The following is a 23044-nucleotide window of genomic DNA, read 5'->3' on the forward strand; positions in this document are numbered from 1 at the left end:
TCGATGCGGTGGGGTGGAAGCGGTCTGGATCGCCGTCAGGCTACGACGCGGAACGTGTCGAGCGCGGGATCGGCCGCGCCGCGCACGTACCCGGCCGGGCTGGCCGAGGTGGCGCGCAAGAAGGAAACGACCTCAGCAGAGAGTACCTCCCCTGGGAGCACGTTCGGCACACCGGGCGGATACGCCGCGAGCGCATCTGCGGAGACGCGGCCGACGGCATCCGTCGCCGAGACGACCTCGACGCCGCTGAAGAAGGCTTCGCCCAGACCCATGGCGCGCTCGCACTGCGACGGGAGGGCGATGGGCCGCTCCGGCTCGGCATCGGCCTCGGGAAGCGCTTGCAGCGCGGTGAGGAAGCGGTCGACGTCGATGGCAGACGTCGCTCCGACGAGTGCGAGCAGCGCTGAGGGGGTGGAGAGTTCGCAGTAGACGCGGTGGTCGCGCAACAGCAGGTGCTGCGCATCCCCGCCCGTGATCCCGGCGCCGCGGGTGTCGATGGCGATCTTGAGCGGATCGTTCGCGATGGCGTCCGGTCGTGCAAGCACGTCCGGCGTCGCATCGCGGTAGCGGCGATCGGCGCGCACGGCCGCGCGGATCGCTTGCGCGGAGTCGATCGCGCGTCCGACGAGATCGGGGCGTGTGGCGATGTGCATGCGCGCCTCGTCGAGCGAGGCGAGCAGGAGCGCGCTGCTCGACGTCGACTGGAAGGAGCGGACGACGCGATCGACGAGCGATTCGAGCGCCTGCGCGTGCGGACCGTGGCCGAGGTGGAGCATCGCGGATTGCGTGAGCGATCCCGCCGCTTTGTGCGTGCTGGAGATCACGAGGTCGGCACCGAGGCGCGCGGCATTGGCCGGCAGATCGGGGTGCATGCCGAAGTGGGACCCCCACGCCTCATCGACGATGAGCGGGACGCCGTGGTCGTGCGCGACGCGAGCGATGGCGGAGATGTCGGCGACGGCACCGAAATAGCTCGGCGACACGATGTACACCGATGCGCTCTCCGGGTGCTCCGCGAGCGCCTCGGCGACCTGGTCCGCGGTGACGCCGTGCGAGGCGCCGAGCCCGGCGTCGACGGAACCCTGCACGAAGTGCGGGTCGAGTCCGACGTGCGTCGCGCCGTCGATGACGCTCGAGTGCACGCTCCGCTGCATGACGACCTCGACGCCCAGGCCGCGCGCCACCGTCGTCGCCACATGGTTGCCCCCGGATGCGCCGTTCGTGACGAACCACGTGCGGCTGGCTCCCCATGCCTCGGCGGCGAGCTGCTGAGCACGCATCAGGGGGGTGACGCGGCCAGGGGTCGTGAGGTGCCAGGTCTCCTGATCGACACCGCTGAAGAGCACCGGGAAATCGATGCGCATGGCATCGGCGCCGACGAGCGCTGCGACACCGGGGGCGTTCTCCACGACCCCGTGGTGCGCTGGCACGTGCAGACGCTGCCAGTCCTGCTGGGCGAGGGAGCGGAGCGCGTCGACGTACGGCGTCTCCTGCTGGCGGGCGGCAGCGGCGGTGGGGGCCGCGTCAACGCGGCGGAGAGAATCGAGCACGCCCCTCACCATAGGCAACGCGGCACCCCTGCGGAATATCAAGTATTCACACTGCGTGACATAGTCTGTATCAGATGATCACCCTGCAGCAGTTCCGAGTGCTCCTCGCCGTGCGCCAGCACGGGAGCCTGACGCGCGCCGCTGATGCACTTCGGTACGGCGTGCCGACGGTGACGCACCACCTGCGCGCGCTCGAGGCGCATCTCGGAGCGGATCTCGTCGTGCGCGACCGCAACGGTGCGCGGCTGACCGAGCTCGGCGAACTCTTCGCGGGCGAGGTCGCCCCGGTGCTCACCCGCATCGAGCGCGCCGAGCGCGCCGTGCACGAATTGCGTGACGCGGGCGCGGTGACCATCAGGGTCGGCACGTTCTCGTCGACCGGGTCGCGCCTCATTCCCGCGGCGATCGCCGAACTGCGGCAGCGCAGCTCGGTGCGGGTCGAGGTGATCGAAGCGGAGCCCACGGAGGTCGTCGGCCTCGTGCGTGCGGGTGAGGTGCATGCCGGGCTCATCTACCACGTATCGACCGAGCCGGGATTCGTCGGCACCGACCTGGTGCAGCGCTCGCTGTTCTCCGAGCCGTACCGCGTGCTCGTGGCGAAGCGCAGCCCGCTCGCGGAACTCGACGCGCTCGACTTCGCTGATCTCGCCGAGGTCGCCTGGGTGTGCAGCCGCAGCGACGATGAAGCCTCCGACCGGGTGCTGCGACGCGTCTACCAATCGCTCGGCGTGCCCATGCGCGAGCTGATGCGCACGGACGACCTGTACATGATCCACGGACTCGTCGCCGAGGGGCTGGGCTGCGCCCTCACGACCCGGGCGGCCGTCGACGCCGACTTCGACGTCGTGCTGCGACCCGCGAAGCAGGACCTGGGGGAGCGACGTGTCTCCTTCGTCACGCGGCGCGGGCCGATGCCGGCGGCAGTCGGGTGGTTGGGGGAGATCCTCGAGCGGCTCACCGCCGCACGGCGCTAGCCGCACGAATCGCGCTCTCGGCTTCCCGGGGAGTCAGAGTCCCAGCCCCCGGATCGCCTCGCGCACGGAGACCTGAGCCTCCTCCACCGTGACCTGACCGGTGAGCCACCGGCCGGAGAGCCCCTCGACGAGGGCGGTGAGGATCAGCGCTGCCGCGGCAGGGTCGAGATCGCCTCCGCGATCCTGCACCGCTTCGGCGATGAGCTCGTGCACCGTGCGCTGCCAGGCAGCCGTCGAACGGGCCACGGCGGCTGCCTGGGCCGGTTCGAACACCGCGAGCGCCCGCAATTCGTTCCAGGCGATGGAGCCGGCGCGGATCTCGGGATCCCGGCCGAACTCCGAGCAGAGCAGGGCCGCGAGACGCGTCGCGGCGGTCGTCGCATCAGCGGAGTGGGTGGCGCGATCCGCTGCGCGTTCCGTGACGTGGTCGAGGGCCGCCTGCAGCAATCCGTCTCGGTCGCCGAAATGGTAGGCCAGCAGGCCGATCGAGACCCCCGCGGTGCTCGCGACGTCCTGCATGCGGAAGCCGCGAATCCCTGCGCGGGCGATCGTCTGCTCGCACGCGGTGAGGATGCGCTCGCGCGCGTCGTTCGTCACGTCGACTCCCTCGGATCGCGCGTCCACTTGACAGGGGCGCTGCGGCAACTGAAACTGTTTTCAGGATAGGCGCTGCATGCGGCGCCGACAAGCGCGAGCTCCGCATTGCGGACGGAAACGAGGATGTTCATGGACGAAGCGACGACCCCCTTCGAACTCATCGAGGCATCGATCTCGGACGTGCTCGACGCGCTCTCGCGCGGCGAGATCACGAGCACCTGGCTCACCGAGCGCTACCTGGCCCGCATCGAGGCCTACGATCGCGGGTCAGAGGGACTGAACTCGATCGTCGTGGCCAATCCGAATGCGTTGCGCGACGCCGCGGAGTCGGACCGTCGCTGGCGCGAGGGGCTCGCACGCCCGCTCGAAGGGGTGCCGTTCACGGTCAAGGACTCGTACATGGTCGAGGGGCTCAGCGTCGCAGCCGGGTCGCCGGCGTTCGAGCACCTCATCGCCCAGTGGGACGCCTTCACCGTGGCCCAGCTGCGGGAAGCCGGAGCGGTGCTGGTCGGCAAGACCAACATGCCTCCGATGGCGGACGGCGGAATGCAGCGCGGCGTCTACGGGAGGGCCGAGAGCCCCTACAACCCGGAGTACCTCGCAGCGGCGTACGCCTCAGGATCCTCGAACGGCTCCGGAGTGTCGACCGCAGCGAACCTCGCCGTGTTCGGCATGGGGGAGGAGACCGTCTCATCGGGCCGCAGCCCAGCGTCGAACAACGGTCTCTGCGCGTACACCCCCTCATGGGGCGTGCTCAGCATCCGGGGCAACTGGCCGCTCTTCCCGGCGAGAGACGTCGTCGTGCCGCACACGCGCTCCATGCCCGACATGCTGCGCGTGCTCGACGTGCTCGTGCGCGACGATGCCAACACTCGCGGCGACTTCTGGCGCAACCAGCAGGTCGTCGACCTGCCGAGCGCGAGTGAGCACCGGCCGGCGAGCTACCTCGACTTGAACGACCGCGAAGCGCTGCGCGGCAAGCGCTTCGCGGTGCCGGCGATGTATCTCGGCGAGGATCCCCGCTTTCCGATCGAGGTGCGCCCGTCCGTGCTCGCGCGTTTCGCAGAGGCCCGCGAGCGGCTCGAAGCGCTCGGCGCCGAGATCGTGGTCACCGATTTCCCCCTCATCGAGCAGTACGAGGGCGACCGGCCGGGCCAGGAGAACGTCGGAGCGCTCGGCGTGCTGCCCGACGGCTGGATGGACACGGAGTTCAACCACTTCCTCGCATTCGGGTGGGACGACTTCCTGAGAGCCAATGGCGATCCGAACATCCCGAACCTCGGCGCCGTCGACCCCGACACGATCTTCCCCCAGCCACCCGGCGCGCTTCCCGATCGATACGAAGAGGTCGAAGACTACGAGAACCGGTACCGCGCCACGGTGACGATGGCGCAGACGGGAATCTCCGATCCTCGAGACCGGGCCGATTTCGCCGACGGATTGCGCGCTCTCGTTCGCCTCCGCGAGCAGCTCTTCGAGTCGTGGCTCCGCGACCAACACTTCGACGGCGTGGTCTTCCCGGCGAACGCCGACGTGGGCGCGTGGAACGCCGATGTCGATCAGACGGCGGCGGATCGCGCATGGGCGAACGGCGTCTTCTTCTCGAACGGCAACTACGCGCTGCGGCACCTCGGCATTCCGACGGTGACGACGGCGATGGGCATGATGGACGACATCGGGATGCCCGTCGGCATCACGTTCGCCGGGCGTGCGTATTCGGATCCAGAACTGCTCAGGTACGCGGCGGCGTTCGAAGCGGGCGGCAGCGGCTCACTCCGGGTCGCGCCCGCGTCGACACCGGCGCTTCCCGAGGACCGCCTCGGGTAGCGCCGGTCGCGCGGGGCGTCAGCTCAGACGACGTCGCTCTCGGCCTCGCCGAGAGGCTCGGAGAGCGGGACGTACCGGTCCACGCTCAGGGCGAGCCGTCGCAGCAGTACGCCGAGACGGTCTCGCTCGGATTTCGGGATCCCGCTCAGCAGGCGCTCCTCGGAGTCGGTGAGGCGTGTGATCGCGGCGTCGACGAGCGTGAGGCCCCTGGGCATCATCTCGACGAGCACTCCGCGGCCGTCGTTCGGGTCGGTGAGGCGACGCACGAGATCGCGCTCCGCCATGCGATCGATGCGGTTCGTCATGGTGCCGCTCGACACCATCGTCTGCTGCCCGAGCAGTTTGGGGCTCTGACGGAACGGTTCGCCGCTGCGCCGCAGCGCGGCGAGTACGTCGAACTCCCACGACATGAGGCCTGAACGCTCGAATGCCTGCGCGCGGGCGCGGTCGATGTGCTTCGTCACGCGCCACATGCGGGAGAAGATCGCGAGCGGAGCGAAATCGAGATCCGGGCGCGCTGATTCCCAGTCCGCAATGATCCGGTCGACCTCGTCTTCGTGCTTCATCCCTCCATTATCGAGCCAGGGAGGCGTTGTTCGCGACCTGGCGTGGTGCGATGGGGAGCGGAGCCGTGGCAGACTAGTACGCGTGCCGAAATCGGCGCGGTCCGCCTTGGTGTAATGGCAGCACGACAGCCTTTGGAGCTGTTAGGTCCAGGTTCGAGTCCTGGGGGCGGAGCGATGGAACGAAGCATCGCTTCGGGTCGTCGCTCCGCGCGGCGCTTACGAGCGCCGTCAATGTCGGGGTAGCGCAGCTACTCTGTGTGTGGGGAGCGATGGAACGAAGCATCGCTTCGGGTCGTCGCCGAAGAAAGGACACCATGGCAGAGCACCTCGCAGTCGTCATTCTCGCAGCGGGTCAGGGAACCCGCATGAAGTCGGCGTTGCCGAAGGTGCTGCACCGCATCGGGGGGCGCTCGCTGATCGCGCACGTTCTCGACGCCGCAGCTGGACTCAATCCCACGCAGGTGGTGGCCGTGGTGCGCCACGAGCGGGATCGCGTCTCGGCAGCCATCCTCGAGCACGCGCCTGACACGGTGATCGTCGATCAGGATGAGGTGCCGGGCACGGGCCGCGCCGTGGAGCAGGCGCTCGCCGCACTCCCCGATGACTTCGATGGCTCGGTCGTCGTGCTCTCGGGCGACGCCCCACTCATCGACACCCCGACGCTCGAGGGGCTCGTCAAGGGTCACCTCGGCGGCGGTCGCGCGATGACGCTCCTCTCCGCCGTGTTCGACAACCCGACTGGCTTGGGGCGGATCCTGCGCGACGACAACGGCTCGGTGCTGGGCATCGTCGAGGAGAAGGACGCCGACGACGATCAGCGTCGGATCACCGAGATCAACGGTGGCATCTACGTCTTCTCGCGTCGGTCGCTGCAGACCGCGCTTGCGAGCATCGATACGAACAACGCGCAGGGTGAGAAGTACCTCACCGATGCGGCGGCCCGCATCCTCGTCACGGGCGGAGACGTCGAGGCCGTGGCGACCGATGATCCCTGGACGATCGCCGGCGTGAACGATCGAGCGCAACTCGCTGAGGCGGGGCGCGAGCTCAACGCGCGTATCGTGCGCGCGCATCAGCGGGCGGGCGTGACGATTCAGGATCCGACGACGACCTGGATAGACGCCGACGTCTCCATCGAACCCGACGTCGAGATCCTCCCCGGAACCTTTCTGCAGGGTGCGACATCGATCGCCACGGGCGCCGTCATCGGACCGGACTCGACGCTCGTCGACTGCGAAGTGGGCCCGGACGCCCGCATTCGCCGCAGTGAGGCAACGCTCGCGGTCTTCTCGGCCGGCGTGACCGTGGGGCCTTTCTCGTACATCCGCCCCGGCACGGAACTCGGTGCAGGCGGAAAGATCGGAGCGTTCGTCGAGACTAAGAACGCGAAGATCGGCGATGGCAGCAAGGTGCCTCACCTCAGTTACGTCGGTGATGCGACGATCGGCACCGACAGCAACATCGGCGCCGGCAGCATCTTCGCGAACTACGACGGCGTGCAGAAGCACCAGACCGTGGTGGGCGATGGTGTGCGGGTCGGCTCGAAGAATGTGCTGATCGCACCCGTTACCATTGAGGACGGCACGTACACGGCGGCCGGCACGGTCGTGCGCAAGAACGTTCCGGCCGGTTCGTTGGCGATGAACGTCTCCCCTCAGCGCAACATCGAGGGATGGGTCGCGCAGAATCGTCCCGGCACGAGCACCGCTGATGCGGCGCAGCGTGCTGCGGAGCAGGAGAAGTAACCGAGGTTTGTTGGGTATGTCAGCACCGATGAGGAGCACGCAGGGATGAGCACAATCGAGATGGCCGGGCAGAAGAAGCTCGTCCTGATCACGGGCCGGGCGTACCCCGAGCTCGCCGAGCAGGTCGCCGCGGAGCTCGGCGCCGAACTCGTGCCGACTGATTCGCGCACCTTCGCGAACGGGGAGCTCTACGCGCGCTTCGATGAGAGCGTGCGCGGGTCGGACGCATTCGTGCTGCAGTCGCACACGTTCCCCATCAACGAGTGGCTCATGGAGCAGCTCATCATGGTCGACGCGCTGAAGCGAGCCTCGGCGAAGCGCATCACCGTTGTGGCGCCCTTCTACCCGTATTCGCGTCAAGACAAGAAGGGGCGCGGTCGTGAGCCGATCTCCGCCCGCCTCGTCGCCGATCTCTTCAAGGCAGCCGGAGCCGACCGCATCATGTCGGTCGACCTCCACGCACCGCAGATTCAGGGTTTCTTCGACGGCCCCGTCGACCACCTCTTCGCGATGCCCGTGCTGCTCGAGCACTTCCGCAAGACGATCGCCCGCGACGATCTGACGGTCGTCTCTCCCGACATGGGACGCGTGCGTGTCGCCGACGTGTGGAGCGACAAGCTCGATGCGCCCCTCGCGATCATTCACAAGCGGCGCGATCCGCTGGTGCCGAACCAGGTATCGGTGCACGAGATCGTCGGTACCGTGAAGGATCGCTGGTGCGTGGTCGTCGACGACATGATCGACACGGGTGGCACGATCGCGAAGGCAGCCGAGGCGCTGAAGGCGAATGGCGCTCGCGGTGTGACGATCGCCTGCACCCACGCCATCTTCTCCGGACGTGCGATCGAGCACCTGTCGCAGGAGTTCATCGACCAGGTCGTCGTGACCGACACGCTTCCGGTGCCTGCCGAGAAGCGCTTCGACAAGCTGACGGTGCTGTCGATCGCGCCGCTCCTCGCGAAGGCGATCCACGAGGTCTTCGAGGACGGCTCCGTCACCTCCATGTTTGAGGGCGCGGCCTAGCGAAAACGCATCGCGTTTTCGGTCGGCCGCGGCGGCGCTACAGCGCCGGCCCACGGAGCGCAGCGCGGGGTGGCGGCCTAGCGAAAACGCATCGCGTTTTCGGTCGGCCGCGGCGGCGCTACAGCGCCGGCCCACGGAGCGGAGCGCGGGGTGGCGGCCTAGCGAAAACGCATCGCGTTTTCGGTCGGCCGCGGTGGCGCTACGGCGCCGGCCGCGGTGGCGCGTAGCGCCAGCCCACGGAGCGCAGCGAGGGGCGGCGGCCTAGCGAAAACGCATCGCGTTTTCGTGCGCGGAGTGGTGGAATGGGCGCATCACTGCACGGAGGAGGCCGCCATGTCCAAGTACTTGATCTCGTTTCCGAGCGACGCGATGGTGGTGTCAGACGCTGAGTTCCCGCAGGTCGTCGCCGACTCTCACGCGGTCGTGCGTGAGGCCAAATCTGCCGGTGTGTGGGTGTTCGGCGGAGGCATCGATGAAGCGGTCGCGCCTGTGAGCGTCGACGCAGACGGAACCGTGCTGCCGGGGGCCTCCCCCCAGACCCGCCCCCTCACCGGAGGGTTCACCGTGATTGAGGCTCCGTCTCGCGACGTCGCGCTCGAATGGGCGGCGCGTTTCGCTCGGGCGTGCCGATGCCCGCAGGAGGTCCGCCAGTTCGGCGACGACGCGGAGAGTTGAGACGGCGCCCACCGGCGCACCGAACCCCTACCGGAGCGCCGGGAGGGGTTCGGTGACGAGTAGCGGGTTGGCCTATTCCGGTACGACGTCCACGAGCTTCGTGCCGTACGCGCCCGGCTCGGTGCCGTGGCCGATCTGCGCGTACTGCTGCGGCGAACGCGAGCGCATAACGAGCGCCCAGACGATCCCGATGATGGCGGCGGCGAAGACGATGCCGGGCAGGAGGAACGTCGTCGCATCGGGCTCGGTCTGACCGAGCATCAGCGGGAAGTTCTGCAGGATCATGATGAAGACCCACAGCAGCGCTGCGCCTGACACCGCTGGCGCGATGACGGTGACCCAGATGCTGAGCCCGCGCCGATCACGGGCGAAGTAGCCGATCACCGCGATGGCGGTGATCGCCATGAGGAGCACGAGGCCCATGGCGCCCGTGTTCGTGAGCCACGTGAACATGGTGAGCACGGGGAAGAGGAACGCGGAGTCGCCGAGTCCTGCGGCTCCTCCGAAGACCTCGCCGCCGAGGACGAACGCGATGACGACGATGACGGCGATGACGGTCTGCGCGACGGAGCCGGCCCAGGGTGCGCCGGCTCGCGAGGTGCGTGCGAACCAGGCGGGCAGCACCCCTTCGCGGCCGAGCGAGAAGAAGTAGCGGGCGACCGCATTGTGGAAGGCCTGCAGTGAGGCGAAGAGGCTGGTCAGGAAGAGGAGCGTCATGATGTCGGAGACGATCACTCCGGTCTGATCCGTCATGAACACGAACATGAGGTCGGGGCCGAACTCCTGGGAAGAGCCGACGATCGCCGAGGGGCCGATGCCGACCGAGAAAGCCCACGCGCTGAACGCGTAGAAGATGCCGATGATGGCGATCGCCGCGTAGGTCGCGCGGGGCACGGTGCGCTTCGGATCCTTCGCCTCTTCACCGTAGATCGCCGCGCCCTCGAAGCCCATGAAGGCGGCGACGCCGAAGACCAGGATGATGCCGAGCGCCGGACCGAAGAGCGCGGTGGGGTCGAGCGCGGCTGCGGAGGCGCCCTCCGGGGCAGCCCCGAACGAGACGATGTCGAAGAGGATGACGACGAGGAACTCGAGCCCGACGAGCACGCCGAGCACCTTCGCGGAGAGATCGACGCGGTTCACGCCGAGCACGCCGACGACCACGATGCAGAGCAGGATCCACAGCCACCAGGGCGACGCGAAGCCGAACTTCGCCTCGAGGAACATGGAGAGCTGGAACCCGAAGAGGCCGTAGATGCCGACCTGCATGGCGTTGTACGAGACGAGCGCGATGAGGGAGGCGCCGACACCGAGCGGGCGCGCGAGACCCTGAGAGATGTACGCGTAGAAGGCGCCGGCGTTGGTGATGTGGCGTCCCATGGCGGTGTACCCCACGGCAAAGACGGTGAGAATCACGGCGATCAGCAGGAACCCGAGCGGCACTCCGAGCGACTCGGTAACCGCGAACGAGGTTGTGACGCCGCCGGCGATGACGGTGAGCGGCGCGGAGGCGGCGATGATCATGAGGGTGATCGCGGGGACGCCGAGTGTGCGGCGGCTCAGGCCTGGGTCGTGCTCGGCGGCGGTCGTCTCGGACCGGGGCGCGGTGCTCGGTGCGCTCATCGGGGTACTTCCTCTCACAAATGGCGGCGTTGCCGGTGCGGGGCGAGGTACGACAGCCCGCTGCGCTGACGAGTCTAAGAAGCGCGGGGCGAGAGGGGCTATGCGTGGAGCGCAGGGGACCTGGACATGCGCGCAAGGCTGTCCAGATGGATAGTCGGTGAGATGTGCGGGAGCGGGAACGGCGACGGGCCGGGGCGCACTGCGCCCCGGCCCGGATCCTGCATCAGTACTCAGAGGGTGTTGCCGAGCTTGAAGCCCTTCTCGCCCTCACTGTCGCGGGTGTACGAGAACCCGTCGGCGCCGATGGTCACGGCCATCTCGGAGCTGTCGGTGCGCGCGACGACCGGCTGCGGATTGCCGTCGAGATCGAGCACGAGCGACCCGTCGGTGTACCACGACGGCACGACCGGGTTCCCCCACCAATCGCGGCGCTGATTGTCGTGCACATCCCAGGTGACGACGGGGTTGTCGGGATCCCCGGTGTAGTAGTCCTGGGTGTACACCTCGACCCGGTGGCCGTCGGGATCGCGCAGGTAGAGGTAGAACGCGTTCGAGACGCCGTGCCGGCCCGGGCCGCGCTCGATGCTGTCCGACTTGCGCAGCGCGCCGAGCTTGTCGCAGATCGCCAGGATGTTGTGCTTCTCGTGGGTCGCGAAGCAGACGTGGTGCATGCGCGGCCCGTCACCGCCCGTCATCGCCGTGTCGTGCACCGTCGGCTTGCGGCGCATCCATGCCGCGTACACGGTGCCCTCGTTGTCCTGGATGTCCTCGGTGACGCGGAAGCCGAGGTTCTGCATGAATCCCACCGCGCGCGGCACATCGGGCGTGATCTGGTTGAAGTGGTCGAGCCTCACGAGCTCGCCCGGCACGTGCAGGTCGTAGCGCCAGGACATGCGCTCCGTGTGCTCGGTCTGATGGAAGAACTCGTAGGGGAACCCGAGCGGATCCACCACGCGCACCGAGTCGCCGATGCCTCGTACGAAGCCGTTCGGGTTGCGACGCACCTCGCAGCCGAGCTCCTCGTAGAAGGCGACGGCCAGGTCCAGATCCTCAGGAGTGCGCACGCGGTAGGAGAACGCGGCGACCGCGGCGACCGGTCCCTTGCGCAGCACGAGGTTGTGGTGGATGAACTCCTCGGTGGAACGGAGGTAGATCGCCTCGTCGTCCTCGGTCGTCACGTAGAGCCCGAGAACATCGACGTAGAATTCGCGCGATGCGGCGAGGTCGGTGACGATGAGCTCCATGTACGCGCAGCGCAGGATGTCGGGTGCGGGTGACGTCGGGGCGGCGATCGGATCGTCCGAGATGATCGGAGCCTCCTTCGTCACCCAGAATCCCGCGGACTGCTTGTCTTCTTCATTCAGTTTTGCCATGGTGTGCCTCCTTGCGATTCCCTGACGACCGGCCGGTTACGGAGCGACGACGCCGAATTTGGGCGAGTGCGCTTCGTTGAGCGTGATGTGCACGGCCTGCTGATCGGTGTAGAAATCGATGGAGCGGTAGCCGCCCTCGTGCCCGAGACCCGAGGCCTTCACGCCGCCGAACGGGGTGCGCAGGTCGCGGACGTTGTTCGAGTTGAGCCACACCATTCCCGCGTCCACCGACTGCGAGAAGTTGTGCGCGCGCTTCAGGTTCGAGGTCCAGATGTACGCGGCGAGACCGTACTTCGTGTTGTTCGCGAGCTCGAGCGCCTCCTCGTCGGTGTCGAACGGCGTGATCGCGACGACGGGCCCGAAGATCTCCTCCTGGAAGATCCGCGCGTCGGGGGAGACGTCGGCGAACACCGTCGGCGCGACGTAATTGCCGGTGGGGAATCCCTCGGGGCGCCCGCCTCCGGCGACGAGCCGGGCCTCGCCCTTGCCGATCTCGACGTAGCTCATCACCTTGTCGTAGTGCTCGGGGTGGACGAGCGCCCCGACCTCGGTCGCGGGGTCGGACGGCAGGCCGACGACCACGTTCTTGGCGCGCTCGGCGTAGCGCTCCACGAACTCGTCGTAGATATCCCGCTGCACGAGGATCCGACTGCCAGCGGTGCAGCGCTCGCCGTTCAGGCTGAAGACGCCGAACACGGTGGCGTCGAGCGCGGCTTCGAGATCGGCGTCGGCGAAGACGACCGCTGGGCTCTTCCCGCCGAGCTCCATGGAGAGGCCCTTGAGGAAGGGGGCTGCGTTGCCGAAGATCAGCGATCCCGTGCTGCTCTCTCCGGTGAAGGAGATGAGCGGGACGTCGGGGTGCTTGACCAGCGCATCGCCGGCCTCCTCGCCGAGGCCGTTGACGAGGTTGAAGACGCCGTCGGGCACTCCGGCTTCGCGGAAGATCTCCGCCCAGAGCGATGCGGAGAGAGGCGTGAACTCGGCGGGCTTGAGGACCACGGTGTTCCCCGTCGCGAGCGCGGGGCCCAGCTTCCAGGATTCGAGCATGAACGGGGTGTTCCACGGCGTGATGAGTCCGGCGACGCCGATCGGCTTGCGGTTCACGTAGTTGATCTGGCGGCCGGGCACCTTGAAGGTGTCGTCGTGCTGAGCGACGATGAGGTCGGCGAAGAAGCGGAAGTTCTCGGCAGCGCGGCGCGCCTGGCCTTTCGCCTGCGTGATCGGCAGACCGGAGTCGAAGCTCTCGAGCTCGGCGAGCTGCGCGTCGCGGGATTCCACGATGTCGGCGATCTTGTGCAGAACGCGCGAGCGCTCGCGGGGCAGGAGCTTCGGCCAGGGGCCCTCCTGGAACGCGCGCTTCGCCGCGGCGACGGCACGGTCGACATCGGCCTGCTGGCCGGCGGCGGCCTGAATGTAGTTCTCGTTGGTGACGGGATCGAGCACGTCGAACGTCTCGCCTCCCACCGAGTCGACGAATTCGCCGTCGATGAAATGGCGGATGCGGTCTGGGAGCCCTGCGGGCTTCTGGTGCGTCATGCGTTTTCCTCCAAGTGGGCCGCGGTCAGGCCGCGGGGTGCTGCTGGTGGTGATGTTCTTCGGTGTATGCGAGCACGGCGTCCAGCGTCGCCGTGCGGTGAGCGCGCGCTGCGAGTTCGATCTCGAGTGGTTCCGCTCGTCGCTCGATGAGGCGCAGGAGCTGCTCGTGCTCGTCGACGGATTCCGTTGCGCGGGCGGGAACGAAGCTGAACGACGAGTTGCGCAGTACGTTCATGCGGTTCCAGCCGCGGTGGACGAGGTCGAGGATGTGGGGGTTGGGGCACGCCTCGAAGAGCACGCTGTGGAACTCGAGATTGAGCGCGGTGAATCGCTGGGGATCGAACGCACCCGACAGCGACTCGCGCATGCGGTCGTTGATGGCGCGAGCGCGCGCGATCTGGTCGGCGGTGATGTCGGGAGCGGCGAGACCGGTCGCCGATCCTTCGACGAGCGCGAGAGTCTGCATGGTGTGCAGGTACTCCGTCTCCTTGATGAGTGCGACTTGCGCCCCCACGTTGCGCTCGAAGGTGACGAGCTGCTCCGCTTCCAGGCGCCGGATCGCCTCACGTACGGGCACCACTGACATCTCCAGCTCGGCGGCGATCGGTGCGAGCACCAGTCGGTACCCGGGCACGTACTGACCGCTGTCGATGCGCGAGCGGATCAGCCGGTACGCCTGCTCCGACTTCGATTCGACTCCCATGGGTCAGCGCTCCGCCTTCTGGGCGCGCGCGGCTTCGTACTTCGCGCGCCACTCGGCGTTCATGGGGAACAGCCCATCGACCGGGGCGCCGGCGGCGACCTGCTCGGCCACCCAGGCGTCGGCCTCCTCCTGGGCAGCGGCCTCGGCCGCGACCTCGGCGATCAGGGCCGGCGGAATCACGATGACACCGTCTCGGTCGCCCATGATGATGTCTCCCGGCTGCACCGCGGCGCCGCCGCAGCCGATGGTCACATCGACCTCCCAGGGCACATGCCTCCGGCCGAGCACGCTCGGGTGAGCGCCCTGCGAGAAGACGGGGATGTCGAACTGCTGCACCGCCGCGAAGTCGCGCACCCCGCCGTCGGTGACGATTCCGGCCGCCCCGCGCACCTGCGCGCGCAGTGCGAGCACATCTCCGACGGTGCCGGTCTCGGGCACGCCGCGAGCCTCGACGACCAGCACCTCACCCGGATTGACCGTGTCGAACGCGCGCTTCTGGGCATTGAACCCGCCCCCGTGCGCTGCGAAGAGGTCGGGGCGGAACGGGATGAAGCGGAGGGTCTTCGCGGTGCCGAGGATCGTGTCGCCCTCGTGGTTCGGGTGCACCCCGTCGATGAAGACGTCGACGTACCCGCGCTTGCGCAGGGCGGCCGAAACGGTGGCCACGGCGACGCCGTCGAGCTGGGCGCGAATGTCGTCGGTGAGAGGCGACTCCGGCCTGGACGCCTCGCCTTCGCTCTCGAGCGGAGCGGAGAGCGGTGTCGCTCGTCCGGCCTCGACGGCTGCAGCGTGCTCCTCCTCGCTGCCCCAGGCTTCGATGCGCTGCAAGTCGTCGACCTGAGGCTGGGAGCCGAAGTCTCCGAACGGGGTCGTGCCCTGGGTCACCGTGGTCACGAGCCGGCCGGTGCTCGGGGCGCCGGGAGCATTCGGGGCATCGACTTCGACCTCGACGACGTCGCCGGGCACGACGACCGAGGAGCCAGCGGGTGTGCCGGTCAGGATCACGTCACCGGTTTCGAGCGTCAGGTGCTGGGAGAGATCGGCGACGAGCTGCCCGAACGGGAACGCCAGGGTTGCGCTCGAGTCGTCCTGCACGAGCTCGCCGTTGACCCAGGTGCGCACGCGCCAGGCGTCCGCACTGATTCCTTCAGTCGGAATGGCGCGCGGGCCGATCGGGGTGTAGCCGTCGCCGCCCTTGTTGCGCAGGTTCGAGCCCTTGTCGGCCGAGCGCAGATCGTAGAGACCGAGATCGTTCGCCGCGGTGACGGCGGCGACGTGCTTCCAGCCGTCTTCGGGAGAGACGCGGCGTGCCGGCGCACCGATGACGAGCGCGATCTCGCCCTCGAACGCGAGCAGCTCGGTGCCGGCCGGGCGTTCGACGGTGCCGCCGGTCGGTGCCAGCGACGACGCCGGCTTCAGGAAGTACGACGGGTGCTTCGGCGTGCGGCCGCGCTGTGCGATCCGCGACGGGTAGTTGAGGTGCACGGCGATGATTTTTCCGGGCGTTTGGATGCCCATTTCTGCGATTCCGAATGTCATCGTGACCTCACTTCTCGGTTATATCTGAAATCGTATACGATTTGCGCCGGTTTGCCAAGGGGCGGAGCCCCCGCCGGGGCCTGCGAGCGGCGCTCTCCATTCAGTAGGAGGCGCGCTTCGACTCGTCATCGCCTCTGAAGCGCGCGACGAGTGCCTCCGTCTGTCGCGCGAGGATGGCGACGTCGGCTCCGACGGCGACAAACGATGCGCCGGCCTCGACGTACCGCTCGGCGTCTTCGGGCACGAAGGCGTTGACGCCGGCCGGCTTGCCTGCCGCGATCGCCCGTCGGATCGTGCCGAGCACCGCCTCGACCACATCGGGATGATTCTGCTGTCCGAGCAGGCCCATGGAAGCTGCGAGGTCCGACGGGCCGATGAAGATCGCATCCACGCCGTCGACCGCGAGAATCCGGTCTGCGTCGGCGACCGCCGCGGCGGATTCGATCTGAACGGTGAGGCTGATCGTCTCGTCTGCGTGCTGCAGATACTCGTCGACGCGGTTCCACCTCGCGGAGCGGGCGAGAGCCGACCCGACGCCGCGCACCCCGCGCGGCGGGTAGCGCACGGCGCGAACGATCTCCTCGGCCTGTGCCGCCGAGTCCACCATCGGAACGAGCAGGTTCTGCACGCCGAGGTCGAGGAACTGCTTGATCGTCACCGTGTCGCCGTATGGGACGCGCACGAGCGGTGCGACCGGATACGCCGACATCGCGTGCAGCTGCGCGAGCACCGACTCGAGCCCGTTGGGGGAGTGCTCGGCGTCGAGGAGCACCCAGTCGCAACCGCTGCCGGCGACGATCTCGGCCGTCACCGGGCTGCTCGCCGACGCCCAGAGGCCGATCAGGGCGCGGTCCGATGCGGCGAGTCGCTCGCGGAGCGTCTCGGGGAGACTCAGATGAAGCGGCATGTCACCGACCCCAGCTCGTGGTAGTCGGCGTGCACGGTGTCCCCGCGCTCGACCCACATGGGCTTGGTGAACGACCCAGCGAGAATGATCTCGCCCGCGTCGAGCGTCTGGCCGTGCTGCGCGAGTTTGTTCGCAAGCCAGGCCACCCCGAGTGCCGGGTGCCCGAGTACGGCACCCGCGACCCCGGAATCCTCGATCGTCTCGTTGCGGTAGAGCAGTGCTTTCGCCCAGGTGAGGTCGACCTCGTCGACCTTCACCGGACGACCGCCGAGTACCATGGCGCCCATGGCGGCGTTGTCGCTGATCGTATCGACGATGGTGCGGCCCTCGAGTTCGAGATGGGAGTTGAGGATCTCAAGCGCGGGCACCACGTAGGCCGTCGCGTCGAGCACATCGAACAGGTTGACGTTCGGCCCCGTGAGGGGTTTCGCGAGTACGAATGCGAGTTCCACTTCGATGCGCACGTTCGAGAACCTGTCGAACTCGATGGCGGCCCCTGACTCGTGCACCATGTCGTCGTGGATGACTCCGTAGTCGGGCTCGCTGATGCCGGTGGCGACCTGCATCACCTTCGAGGTGAGGCCGATCTTGCGGCCGACGAGGCGGGCCCCGGCGGCGATGCGCCGATCCGACCACTCCTTCTGAATGGCGTACGAGTCCTCGATCACCATGTCGGGGTACCGGGTGGTCAGTCGGGGGAGGATCGCGCGATCCTTGTCCGCCTGCACCAGTTCGTCTGCAATGGCTGCAATCTGCGTCTGCTCGAGCACGTGACCTCCGTTGTCTGGCGTGTGGTGTAAATCGTATACGATCTTCCGGTGCGCGCGCCAGGGTTCGCGGCGGGGCCGGGCCGCGGTGGGGCGCAGCGGTGAGCGCCGGTGCGAATCGGGTGAATCGGCGGTGGCGGTTCGGCGCCGGTTGCGTGTCGATATGACGGCGTCACTCCAGCGACGAGGAAACGCGGTAGAATAGTATGATGACCTCTTCCGAAAACGCCGCCCCCACCGAATCCGAGGGCGAGCGCACGACCTTCGCCGACCTGGGCCTTGCGCCCGAGGTTCTCCGCGCAGTGACGGATGTGGGATACGAAACGCCCTCTGCAATCCAAGCCGCCACGATCCCCACGCTCCTCGAGGGAGCAGACGTGGTCGGCCTCGCGCAGACCGGCACCGGCAAGACCGCTGCCTTCGCACTTCCGATCCTCTCCCGTATCACCCCCGGCCAGGGCGTTCCCCAGGCCCTCGTACTCGCACCTACTCGTGAACTCGCGCTCCAGGTCTGCGAGGCGTTCGAGAGCTACGCCACGCACCTGCCCGAAGTCCACCTCCTCCCCGTCTACGGCGGCCAGGCCTACGGTCAGCAGCTCTCCGCGCTGCGTCGCGGCGTGGACATCGTCGTCGGCACCCCCGGCCGCATCATGGATCACCTCAAGCGCGGTTCGCTCGACCTGACGCAGATCAAGTACCTCGTGCTCGATGAGGCCGACGAGATGCTCAAGATGGGCTTCGCAGAGGACGTCGAGACGATTCTCGCCGACACCCCGAAGGAGAAGCAGGTCGCCCTCTTCTCGGCGACCATGCCCGCCGCCATCCGTCGCATCTCGCAGCAGTACCTGAACGACCCCCGCGAGATCAAGATCCAGGGCAAGACGCAGACGAGCTCCAGCATCACGCAGCGCTACAACGTCGTCTCGTACACGCAGAAGCTCGACGCGCTGACCCGCATTCTCGAGGTCGAGGACTTCGACGGCATGATCGTCTTCACCCGCACGCGCGGTGACTCCGAGCAGGTCGCCGAGAAGCTGCGCGCTCGCGGCTACTCCGCCGCCGCCATCAACGGCGACATCCAGCAGGCGCAGCGCGAACGCACGGTGCAGGCGTTGAAGGACGGCAAGCTCGACATCCTCGTCGCCACCGACGTCGCCGCTCGCGGCCTCGACGTCGAGCGCATCAGCCACGTCATCAACTACGATCTGCCGATCGACACCGAGTCGTACGTGCACCGCATCGGCCGCACCGGCCGCGCCGGTCGCACCGGCGATGCGATCAGCTTCGTCACCCCTCGGGAACAGCGCCTGCTGAAGGCGATCGAGAAGGCGACCAAGCAGCCGCTCACGCAGATGCCGTTGCCGCAGATCGACGAGGTGAACGCAACGCGACTGTCTCGCTTCGACGACGCGATCACGTCGGCTCTCGGCGAGACCCGCCGAATCGATGCCTTCCGCGACATCATCTCCCACTACGTGCGCCACCACGACGTACCGGAGACCGACGTCGCAGCTGCGCTCGCGGTCGTCGCTCAGGGGAAGACCCCGCTGCTGCTGACCGAAGACGATGACCGCAAGTTCGAGCGCGACCGCAAGCAGGCCGCGAAGTTCCTCGAGGATTCGGGGAGCGGTCGAGGCGACCGTCCCGGCCGTGAAGATCGCGGACCGCGCGAGCGCCGCGACGACCTGCGCATGTACCGCATCGAGGTCGGGCGCCGCCAGAACGTGCAGCCCGGCCAGATCATCGGAGCGATCGCGAACGAGGGCGGGCTGACCCGCGATGACTTCGGACGCATCCAGGTGCGCGACGACTTCTCGCTCGTCGAGCTCCCGGCCAAGCTCTCCGCAGAAACGGTCGCGCGTCTCGAAGACACGCAGATCGGCGGCAAGTCGATCCAGCTCCGCGAAGACAACGGCCCGGGCCCGCGCGGCAAGGGGTTCGACGACCGCGGCGGTCGTGGAGGTCGCGATGATCGCGGCGGACGCGGCGGGTACGACCGCGGCGCGCGCGGCGGCTACGACCGCGATGACCGGGGTGGCCGTTCCGGTGGCGGCTACGGCGGAAACCGCGATGATCGCGGCGGACGCTCGGGCGGCGGCTACGGTGGCAACCGTGACGATCGCGGCGGACGCGATGGCGGGTACGGCGGAAGCCGTGACGACCGGGGCGGCCGTTCCGGTGGCGGCTACGGCGGAAACCGCGATGATCGCGGCGGACGCTCGGGCGGCGGCTACGGTGGCAGCCGTGACGATCGCGGCGGACGCGATGGCGGGTACGGTGGAAACCGTGACGGCGGCGCAGGTCGCGCCGACGGCAAGCGCAAGCCGCGCTGGTAACTGAGAAACCTGACGACAGCACCCCTGCCGCTCCACTGCACACGCGTTCTGCGCGTGCGCCGGAGCGGCAGGGGTGCTGTGCTGTGACCGGGGGCGCAGCCGGCCTCAGCCGCTGATGACGTGCGGCTCGGCGACGGCCTTCAGGCCGGCGACGCCGAACTCGCGCCCGTACCCCGACTGCTTCGCACCACCGAATGGGATCATGGGATGCAGCCCTCCGTGCGAGTTGATCCACGTGGTGCCGGCCTGCATGCGTGCGGCGACCTCGAGCGCCCGTGCGCGATCCGACGACCACACCGATGAACCCAGACCGAACTCGAGCTCATTCGCCAGCTTCACGACCTCGTCGAGATCTGAGTATCGGATGATGGGAAGGGCCGGGCCGAACTGCTCCTCCACGACCAGGTCGTTGTGCGGATCGATGTCCGCGACGAGCGTGGTCGGATAGAAGTTGCCGACCGCGTCGCGATCCGGCTCCCCGCCGAGCACGACCCGAGCCCCCGACGCCTTCGCCGACTCGACCAGGCGGTCGACTTCGTCGAACTGCGCACGGTTCTGCAGCGGGCCGAGCACGTTCTGCTCGTCGAGCCCGACGCCCATGGGCACGTTCGCCGCGAACTTCGCGAGCTCGTCCACCACCGCGTCGTAGACGGAGTCGTGCACGTAGAGCCGCTTCAGTGCGGCGCACGTCTGGCCCGTGTTGATGAAGGCCCCCCAGAAGAGATCTTCTGCGATGGCAGCGGGATCCACGTCGGGCAGCACGATGCCCGCGTCGTTGCCGCCGAGCTCGAGCGTGAGGCGCGCGACATTCGCAGCGGAGGCTTCGATGATCCGCTTGCCCACCGGGGTCGAGCCGGTGAACATGATCTTGCTGATCTTCGGGCTCCGCGTGAGCGCGTCGCCCACGGTGCGCCCGGGGCCGGCCACAATATTCAGCACGCCCTCCGGCAGGACCTGATTCATGACCGCGACCAGTGCGAGCACCGAGAGCGACGTCGTCTCGGCAGGCTTGATGACCACCGTGTTGCCCATGCGCAGCGACGGGGCGATCTGCCAGATCGAGATCATCATCGGCCAGTTCCAGGGGGAGATGGCGCCGACGACACCGAGCGGCCGGTAGTGCATCTCGGCATAGCCGGACTCGTCGTCGATGATGACCTCGACGGGGAGCGGCGTATCGGCAGCGGCGCGCGTCCACGCAACGCAGCCGCCGACCTCGAACCGGGCATTCGGGCCGTTGAGCGGCTTGCCCTGTTCCCGCGAGAGCAGCTCGGCGAGCGCCTCCGAAGCGGCTTCGATGGCGTCGGCGGCACGGTGCAGGATCGCCTGGCGCTCCGCATCGGGGAGCGCGGCCCAGGCAGGTTGCGCCGCTTCCGCGCGATCGATCGCGGCATGCAGGTCGTCGAGCCCCTCAACGGGAGCGGTGCCGATGCGTTCTCCCGTCGCCGGGTCGAAGACCTCGCGCGTCTCGCCGCCAGCAGGTGTGATGGCAGCAAGCAGGCTGTCGTAGGTGTTCATGGATCCTCCACTTCGAGTCCGGTCAGTGGCTCCAGGGTATGCGGGGGCGGGGGCCGCTGCTTGTCTGGCGAAGCAGTGCCGTTGACGATCGCGGCACACCGTCGCGCTCAAGCTCGACGCCGCGCCCCAGGGCTGGAACGCTCGAATCGTCGGTGCGGCAACGCCGCCGCGCCGTGAGAGGAGTGAACGATGTCGGCTCGGTCTACTGGAGGCGCACCGCCTCGCAGCGTCATCGTGGTGGGAGCCGGCTCCGCCGGGTCCGTAGTGGCGCGCCGTCTCGCAGACGCCGGTGTCTCGGTCACCGTGCTCGAAGCGGGCGGGGAAGACGGGAATCCAGCGATCCACGACCCTATGCGGATGGGCGAGCTCTGGCACAGCGCCGACGATTGGAACTACTACACGGTGCCGCAGCCCGGGGCGAACGGTCATCGTCTGCATCTGCCGCGCGGCAAGGTGCTCGGCGGGTCGCACTCGCTCAACGCGATGATCTGGGTGCGCTGCTCACCGCTCGACTTCGATCACTGGGCGTCTCTCGGGAACGACGGATGGGGCTGGGAGGACGTGCTGCCGGTCTATCGCGCGATCGAGAACTTCCACGGCGCAGGTGACGGCTCCGACGGGCTGCGCGGCACCGACGGGCTGCTCGACGTGACCGACGCGTATGCGCTCGCGCCGATCCAGCAGGCCATCATCGACGCGTCGGTGCAGGAAGGGCTCCCGCACAATCCCGACTACAACGGGGCCTCGCTCGACGGGGTGTCGCAGCAGCAGATCACCGTGCGCGACGGAAGACGATTCAACACGTACATGGCGTATCTCAAGCCGGTGCGGGATCGCGTGAACGTTGAAGTGGGATGCCACGTCCACGAGTTGCTCTTCGCGGACGACGACGCCGATGCGACCGGGGATCGGGCGGCGCGGCCCCGTGTCACCGGGGTCCGCTTCTCGCAGGGCGGCGAGCTGCGCGAGTTGCACGCAGACGAAGTGGTGCTCGCGGCGGGCGCGCTGGACTCGCCGCGCGTGCTGCTGCGCTCCGGAATCGGGCCCGCCGACGAGTTGGCCGAGGTCGGCATCGAGGCGCGCGTAGACCTCCCCGGAGTCGGGAAGAACCTGCACGATCATTACCTCGCGCCCGTGATCTTCGAAACCGAGCAGCCCGTCGGACCCCCGGAGGCCGGCCGATCGGTCACGCAGACCCATATCTTCTGGAAAAGCCGTGCCGAGCTCGACCGGCCCGACACGCAGCCGATCAATTTCTCAGTACCCATGTACGGAGACTTCCTCGAACCGCGCTCCGCCGACGGGTTCACGTTCATGGCAGGGCTCGTCACCCCGAAGTCCCGCGGTTCGCTCGCGCTGTCGGGGCCCGACCCCGAAGACCCGGTGATCATCGACCTGGGCGCGCTCTCCCACGACGATGACGTCGCCTCGCTCGTCGCCTCGGTGCAGCAGTGCCGACGCATCGGCCGGCAGCAGGCTCTGGCGGAGGAGTGGGGCGCCACGGAGGTCTATCCCGGGCCGGAGATCGGAGATGGGGACGACCTCGTCGACTACGTGCGCGACACGGTCGCGACGTATCACCACCAGGTCGGCACCTGCAAGATGGGGGTGGACGAGCTCGCCGTCGTCTCCCCCCGACTCGCAGTGCACGGCGTCGACGGGCTGCGCGTGATCGACGCATCGATCATGCCGCGGGTGACGACCGGCAACACGAATGCGCCGGCCGTGCTGATCGGCGAACTCGGTGCGCGGTTCCTGCTGAGCGGAGAGCGCTGAATCAGCCGGTCT

Annotated in this window: 18 protein-coding genes and 1 tRNA gene; 8 read left to right on the forward strand and 11 right to left on the reverse strand. The window is 68.2% G+C overall.

The genetic code is table 11. The annotated features are described in order from the left end of the window. Positions 1 to 35: 35 nt before the first annotated feature. The gene (locus JE033_RS11305) at positions 36 to 1550 is read right to left on the reverse strand and encodes an aminotransferase class I/II-fold pyridoxal phosphate-dependent enzyme (protein ID WP_200331671.1); all 1515 of its coding nucleotides are present in this window, start codon (positions 1548 to 1550) and stop codon (positions 36 to 38) included. Between the two features lie 74 nt (positions 1551 to 1624). Between JE033_RS11305 and JE033_RS11310 the strand changes: the two genes are divergently transcribed. Further along, positions 1625 to 2524 carry a LysR family transcriptional regulator gene (locus tag JE033_RS11310; protein WP_176698347.1) on the forward strand — a complete coding sequence of 300 codons (900 nt, stop codon included), beginning with the start codon at positions 1625 to 1627 and terminating at the stop codon, positions 2522 to 2524. Positions 2525 to 2557: 33 nt separating this feature from the next. On the opposite strand, the gene JE033_RS11315 is transcribed toward JE033_RS11310, so the two are convergent. Next, positions 2558 to 3121: a TetR/AcrR family transcriptional regulator gene (locus tag JE033_RS11315; protein WP_200331672.1), complete on the reverse strand. Its 564-nt coding sequence runs from the start codon at positions 3119 to 3121 to the stop codon at positions 2558 to 2560. 129 nt (positions 3122 to 3250) lie between these two features. Between JE033_RS11315 and JE033_RS11320 the strand changes: the two genes are divergently transcribed. Beyond that, a complete protein-coding gene (locus JE033_RS11320; RefSeq protein ID WP_200331673.1) occupies positions 3251 to 4948 on the forward strand; it encodes an amidase in 1698 nt (565 codons plus the stop codon). A gap of 23 nt (positions 4949 to 4971) precedes the next feature. Here JE033_RS11320 and JE033_RS11325 read toward each other — a convergent pair whose 3' ends face one another. Continuing rightward, complete coding sequence (locus JE033_RS11325) at positions 4972 to 5514, reverse strand: MarR family winged helix-turn-helix transcriptional regulator (RefSeq protein ID WP_200331675.1); 543 nt, start codon at positions 5512 to 5514, stop codon at positions 4972 to 4974. A gap of 100 nt (positions 5515 to 5614) precedes the next feature. On the opposite strand from JE033_RS11325, the gene JE033_RS11330 reads away from it, so the two are divergent. The 4 genes from JE033_RS11330 to JE033_RS11345 all read left to right on the forward strand — a co-directional run bounded on the left by JE033_RS11330 (position 5615) and on the right by JE033_RS11345 (position 8957). After that, a tRNA-Gln gene (locus tag JE033_RS11330) sits at positions 5615 to 5686 on the forward strand. Positions 5687 to 5828: 142 nt separating this feature from the next. Then, a complete protein-coding gene (glmU, locus tag JE033_RS11335; RefSeq protein WP_200331677.1) occupies positions 5829 to 7259 on the forward strand; it encodes a bifunctional UDP-N-acetylglucosamine diphosphorylase/glucosamine-1-phosphate N-acetyltransferase GlmU in 1431 nt (476 codons plus the stop codon). Positions 7260 to 7304: 45 nt separating this feature from the next. Next, positions 7305 to 8282 carry a ribose-phosphate diphosphokinase gene (locus JE033_RS11340; protein ID WP_200331679.1) on the forward strand — a complete coding sequence of 326 codons (978 nt, stop codon included), beginning with the start codon at positions 7305 to 7307 and terminating at the stop codon, positions 8280 to 8282. 333 nt (positions 8283 to 8615) lie between these two features. After that, positions 8616 to 8957 carry a YciI family protein gene (locus JE033_RS11345; RefSeq protein ID WP_090150249.1) on the forward strand — a complete coding sequence of 114 codons (342 nt, stop codon included), beginning with the start codon at positions 8616 to 8618 and terminating at the stop codon, positions 8955 to 8957. 72 nt (positions 8958 to 9029) lie between these two features. Here the strand turns inward: JE033_RS11345 and JE033_RS11350 are convergent, their stop codons facing one another. From JE033_RS11350 to JE033_RS11380, 7 genes are all read right to left on the reverse strand, one after another. Further along, positions 9030 to 10577, reverse strand: a complete 1548-nt coding sequence (locus JE033_RS11350; RefSeq protein ID WP_200331681.1) for an APC family permease — start codon at positions 10575 to 10577, stop codon at positions 9030 to 9032. 230 nt (positions 10578 to 10807) lie between these two features. Further along, positions 10808 to 11950 carry a 3,4-dihydroxyphenylacetate 2,3-dioxygenase gene (gene hpaD, locus JE033_RS11355; RefSeq protein ID WP_090150243.1) on the reverse strand — a complete coding sequence of 381 codons (1143 nt, stop codon included), beginning with the start codon at positions 11948 to 11950 and terminating at the stop codon, positions 10808 to 10810. Between the two features lie 36 nt (positions 11951 to 11986). Beyond that, on the reverse strand, positions 11987 to 13486 hold the full coding sequence (gene hpaE, locus JE033_RS11360) for a 5-carboxymethyl-2-hydroxymuconate semialdehyde dehydrogenase (protein WP_090150241.1): 1500 nt from the start codon (positions 13484 to 13486) through the stop codon (positions 11987 to 11989). Between the two features lie 25 nt (positions 13487 to 13511). Next, positions 13512 to 14189: a GntR family transcriptional regulator gene (locus JE033_RS11365; RefSeq protein ID WP_090150238.1), complete on the reverse strand. Its 678-nt coding sequence runs from the start codon at positions 14187 to 14189 to the stop codon at positions 13512 to 13514. A gap of 3 nt (positions 14190 to 14192) precedes the next feature. Then, positions 14193 to 15728 carry a fumarylacetoacetate hydrolase family protein gene (locus JE033_RS11370; RefSeq protein WP_200331683.1) on the reverse strand — a complete coding sequence of 512 codons (1536 nt, stop codon included), beginning with the start codon at positions 15726 to 15728 and terminating at the stop codon, positions 14193 to 14195. A 100-nt stretch (positions 15729 to 15828) separates the two neighbouring features. Further along, positions 15829 to 16635: an HpcH/HpaI aldolase/citrate lyase family protein gene (locus JE033_RS11375; protein WP_200331685.1), complete on the reverse strand. Its 807-nt coding sequence runs from the start codon at positions 16633 to 16635 to the stop codon at positions 15829 to 15831. Further along, positions 16620 to 17405, reverse strand: a complete 786-nt coding sequence (locus tag JE033_RS11380; protein ID WP_090150230.1) for a fumarylacetoacetate hydrolase family protein — start codon at positions 17403 to 17405, stop codon at positions 16620 to 16622. Before JE033_RS11380 ends, JE033_RS11375 begins: the two co-directional genes overlap by 16 nt. A 203-nt stretch (positions 17406 to 17608) precedes the next feature. Here JE033_RS11380 and JE033_RS11385 point away from each other — a divergent pair, with 203 nt between their 5' ends. Then, on the forward strand, positions 17609 to 19738 hold the full coding sequence (locus JE033_RS11385) for a DEAD/DEAH box helicase (protein WP_370567951.1): 2130 nt from the start codon (positions 17609 to 17611) through the stop codon (positions 19736 to 19738). Between the two features lie 105 nt (positions 19739 to 19843). Here JE033_RS11385 and JE033_RS11390 read toward each other — a convergent pair whose 3' ends face one another. Next, complete coding sequence (locus JE033_RS11390) at positions 19844 to 21256, reverse strand: aldehyde dehydrogenase family protein (protein WP_200331687.1); 1413 nt, start codon at positions 21254 to 21256, stop codon at positions 19844 to 19846. A 189-nt stretch (positions 21257 to 21445) separates the two neighbouring features. On the opposite strand from JE033_RS11390, the gene JE033_RS11395 reads away from it, so the two are divergent. After that, positions 21446 to 23032, forward strand: a complete 1587-nt coding sequence (locus JE033_RS11395; RefSeq protein ID WP_200331688.1) for a GMC family oxidoreductase — start codon at positions 21446 to 21448, stop codon at positions 23030 to 23032. Positions 23033 to 23044 lie beyond the last annotated feature (12 nt).

Origin of the sequence: Leucobacter sp. L43 (assembly GCF_016597785.1) — a bacterium.
Classification (GTDB): domain Bacteria; phylum Actinomycetota; class Actinomycetes; order Actinomycetales; family Microbacteriaceae; genus Leucobacter; species Leucobacter alluvii.

Coding starts and splice junctions, on each gene's coding strand:
- JE033_RS11320 (WP_200331673.1), top strand. CDS start 3,251: ATGGACGAAGCGACGACCCCCTTCGAACTCATCGAGGCATCGATCTCG.
- JE033_RS11340 (WP_200331679.1), top strand. CDS start 7,305: ATGAGCACAATCGAGATGGCCGGGCAGAAGAAGCTCGTCCTGATCACG.
- JE033_RS11325 (WP_200331675.1), bottom strand. CDS start 5,514: ATGAAGCACGAAGACGAGGTCGACCGGATCATTGCGGACTGGGAATCA.
- JE033_RS11345 (WP_090150249.1), top strand. CDS start 8,616: ATGTCCAAGTACTTGATCTCGTTTCCGAGCGACGCGATGGTGGTGTCA.
- hpaE (WP_090150241.1), bottom strand. CDS start 13,486: ATGACGCACCAGAAGCCCGCAGGGCTCCCAGACCGCATCCGCCATTTC.
- JE033_RS11365 (WP_090150238.1), bottom strand. CDS start 14,189: ATGGGAGTCGAATCGAAGTCGGAGCAGGCGTACCGGCTGATCCGCTCG.
- JE033_RS11350 (WP_200331681.1), bottom strand. CDS start 10,577: ATGAGCGCACCGAGCACCGCGCCCCGGTCCGAGACGACCGCCGCCGAG.
- JE033_RS11390 (WP_200331687.1), bottom strand. CDS start 21,256: ATGAACACCTACGACAGCCTGCTTGCTGCCATCACACCTGCTGGCGGC.
- JE033_RS11310 (WP_176698347.1), top strand. CDS start 1,625: ATGATCACCCTGCAGCAGTTCCGAGTGCTCCTCGCCGTGCGCCAGCAC.
- JE033_RS11375 (WP_200331685.1), bottom strand. CDS start 16,635: ATGCCGCTTCATCTGAGTCTCCCCGAGACGCTCCGCGAGCGACTCGCC.
- JE033_RS11385 (WP_370567951.1), top strand. CDS start 17,609: ATGATGACCTCTTCCGAAAACGCCGCCCCCACCGAATCCGAGGGCGAG.
- JE033_RS11395 (WP_200331688.1), top strand. CDS start 21,446: ATGTCGGCTCGGTCTACTGGAGGCGCACCGCCTCGCAGCGTCATCGTG.
- hpaD (WP_090150243.1), bottom strand. CDS start 11,950: ATGGCAAAACTGAATGAAGAAGACAAGCAGTCCGCGGGATTCTGGGTG.
- JE033_RS11370 (WP_200331683.1), bottom strand. CDS start 15,728: ATGACATTCGGAATCGCAGAAATGGGCATCCAAACGCCCGGAAAAATC.
- glmU (WP_200331677.1), top strand. CDS start 5,829: ATGGCAGAGCACCTCGCAGTCGTCATTCTCGCAGCGGGTCAGGGAACC.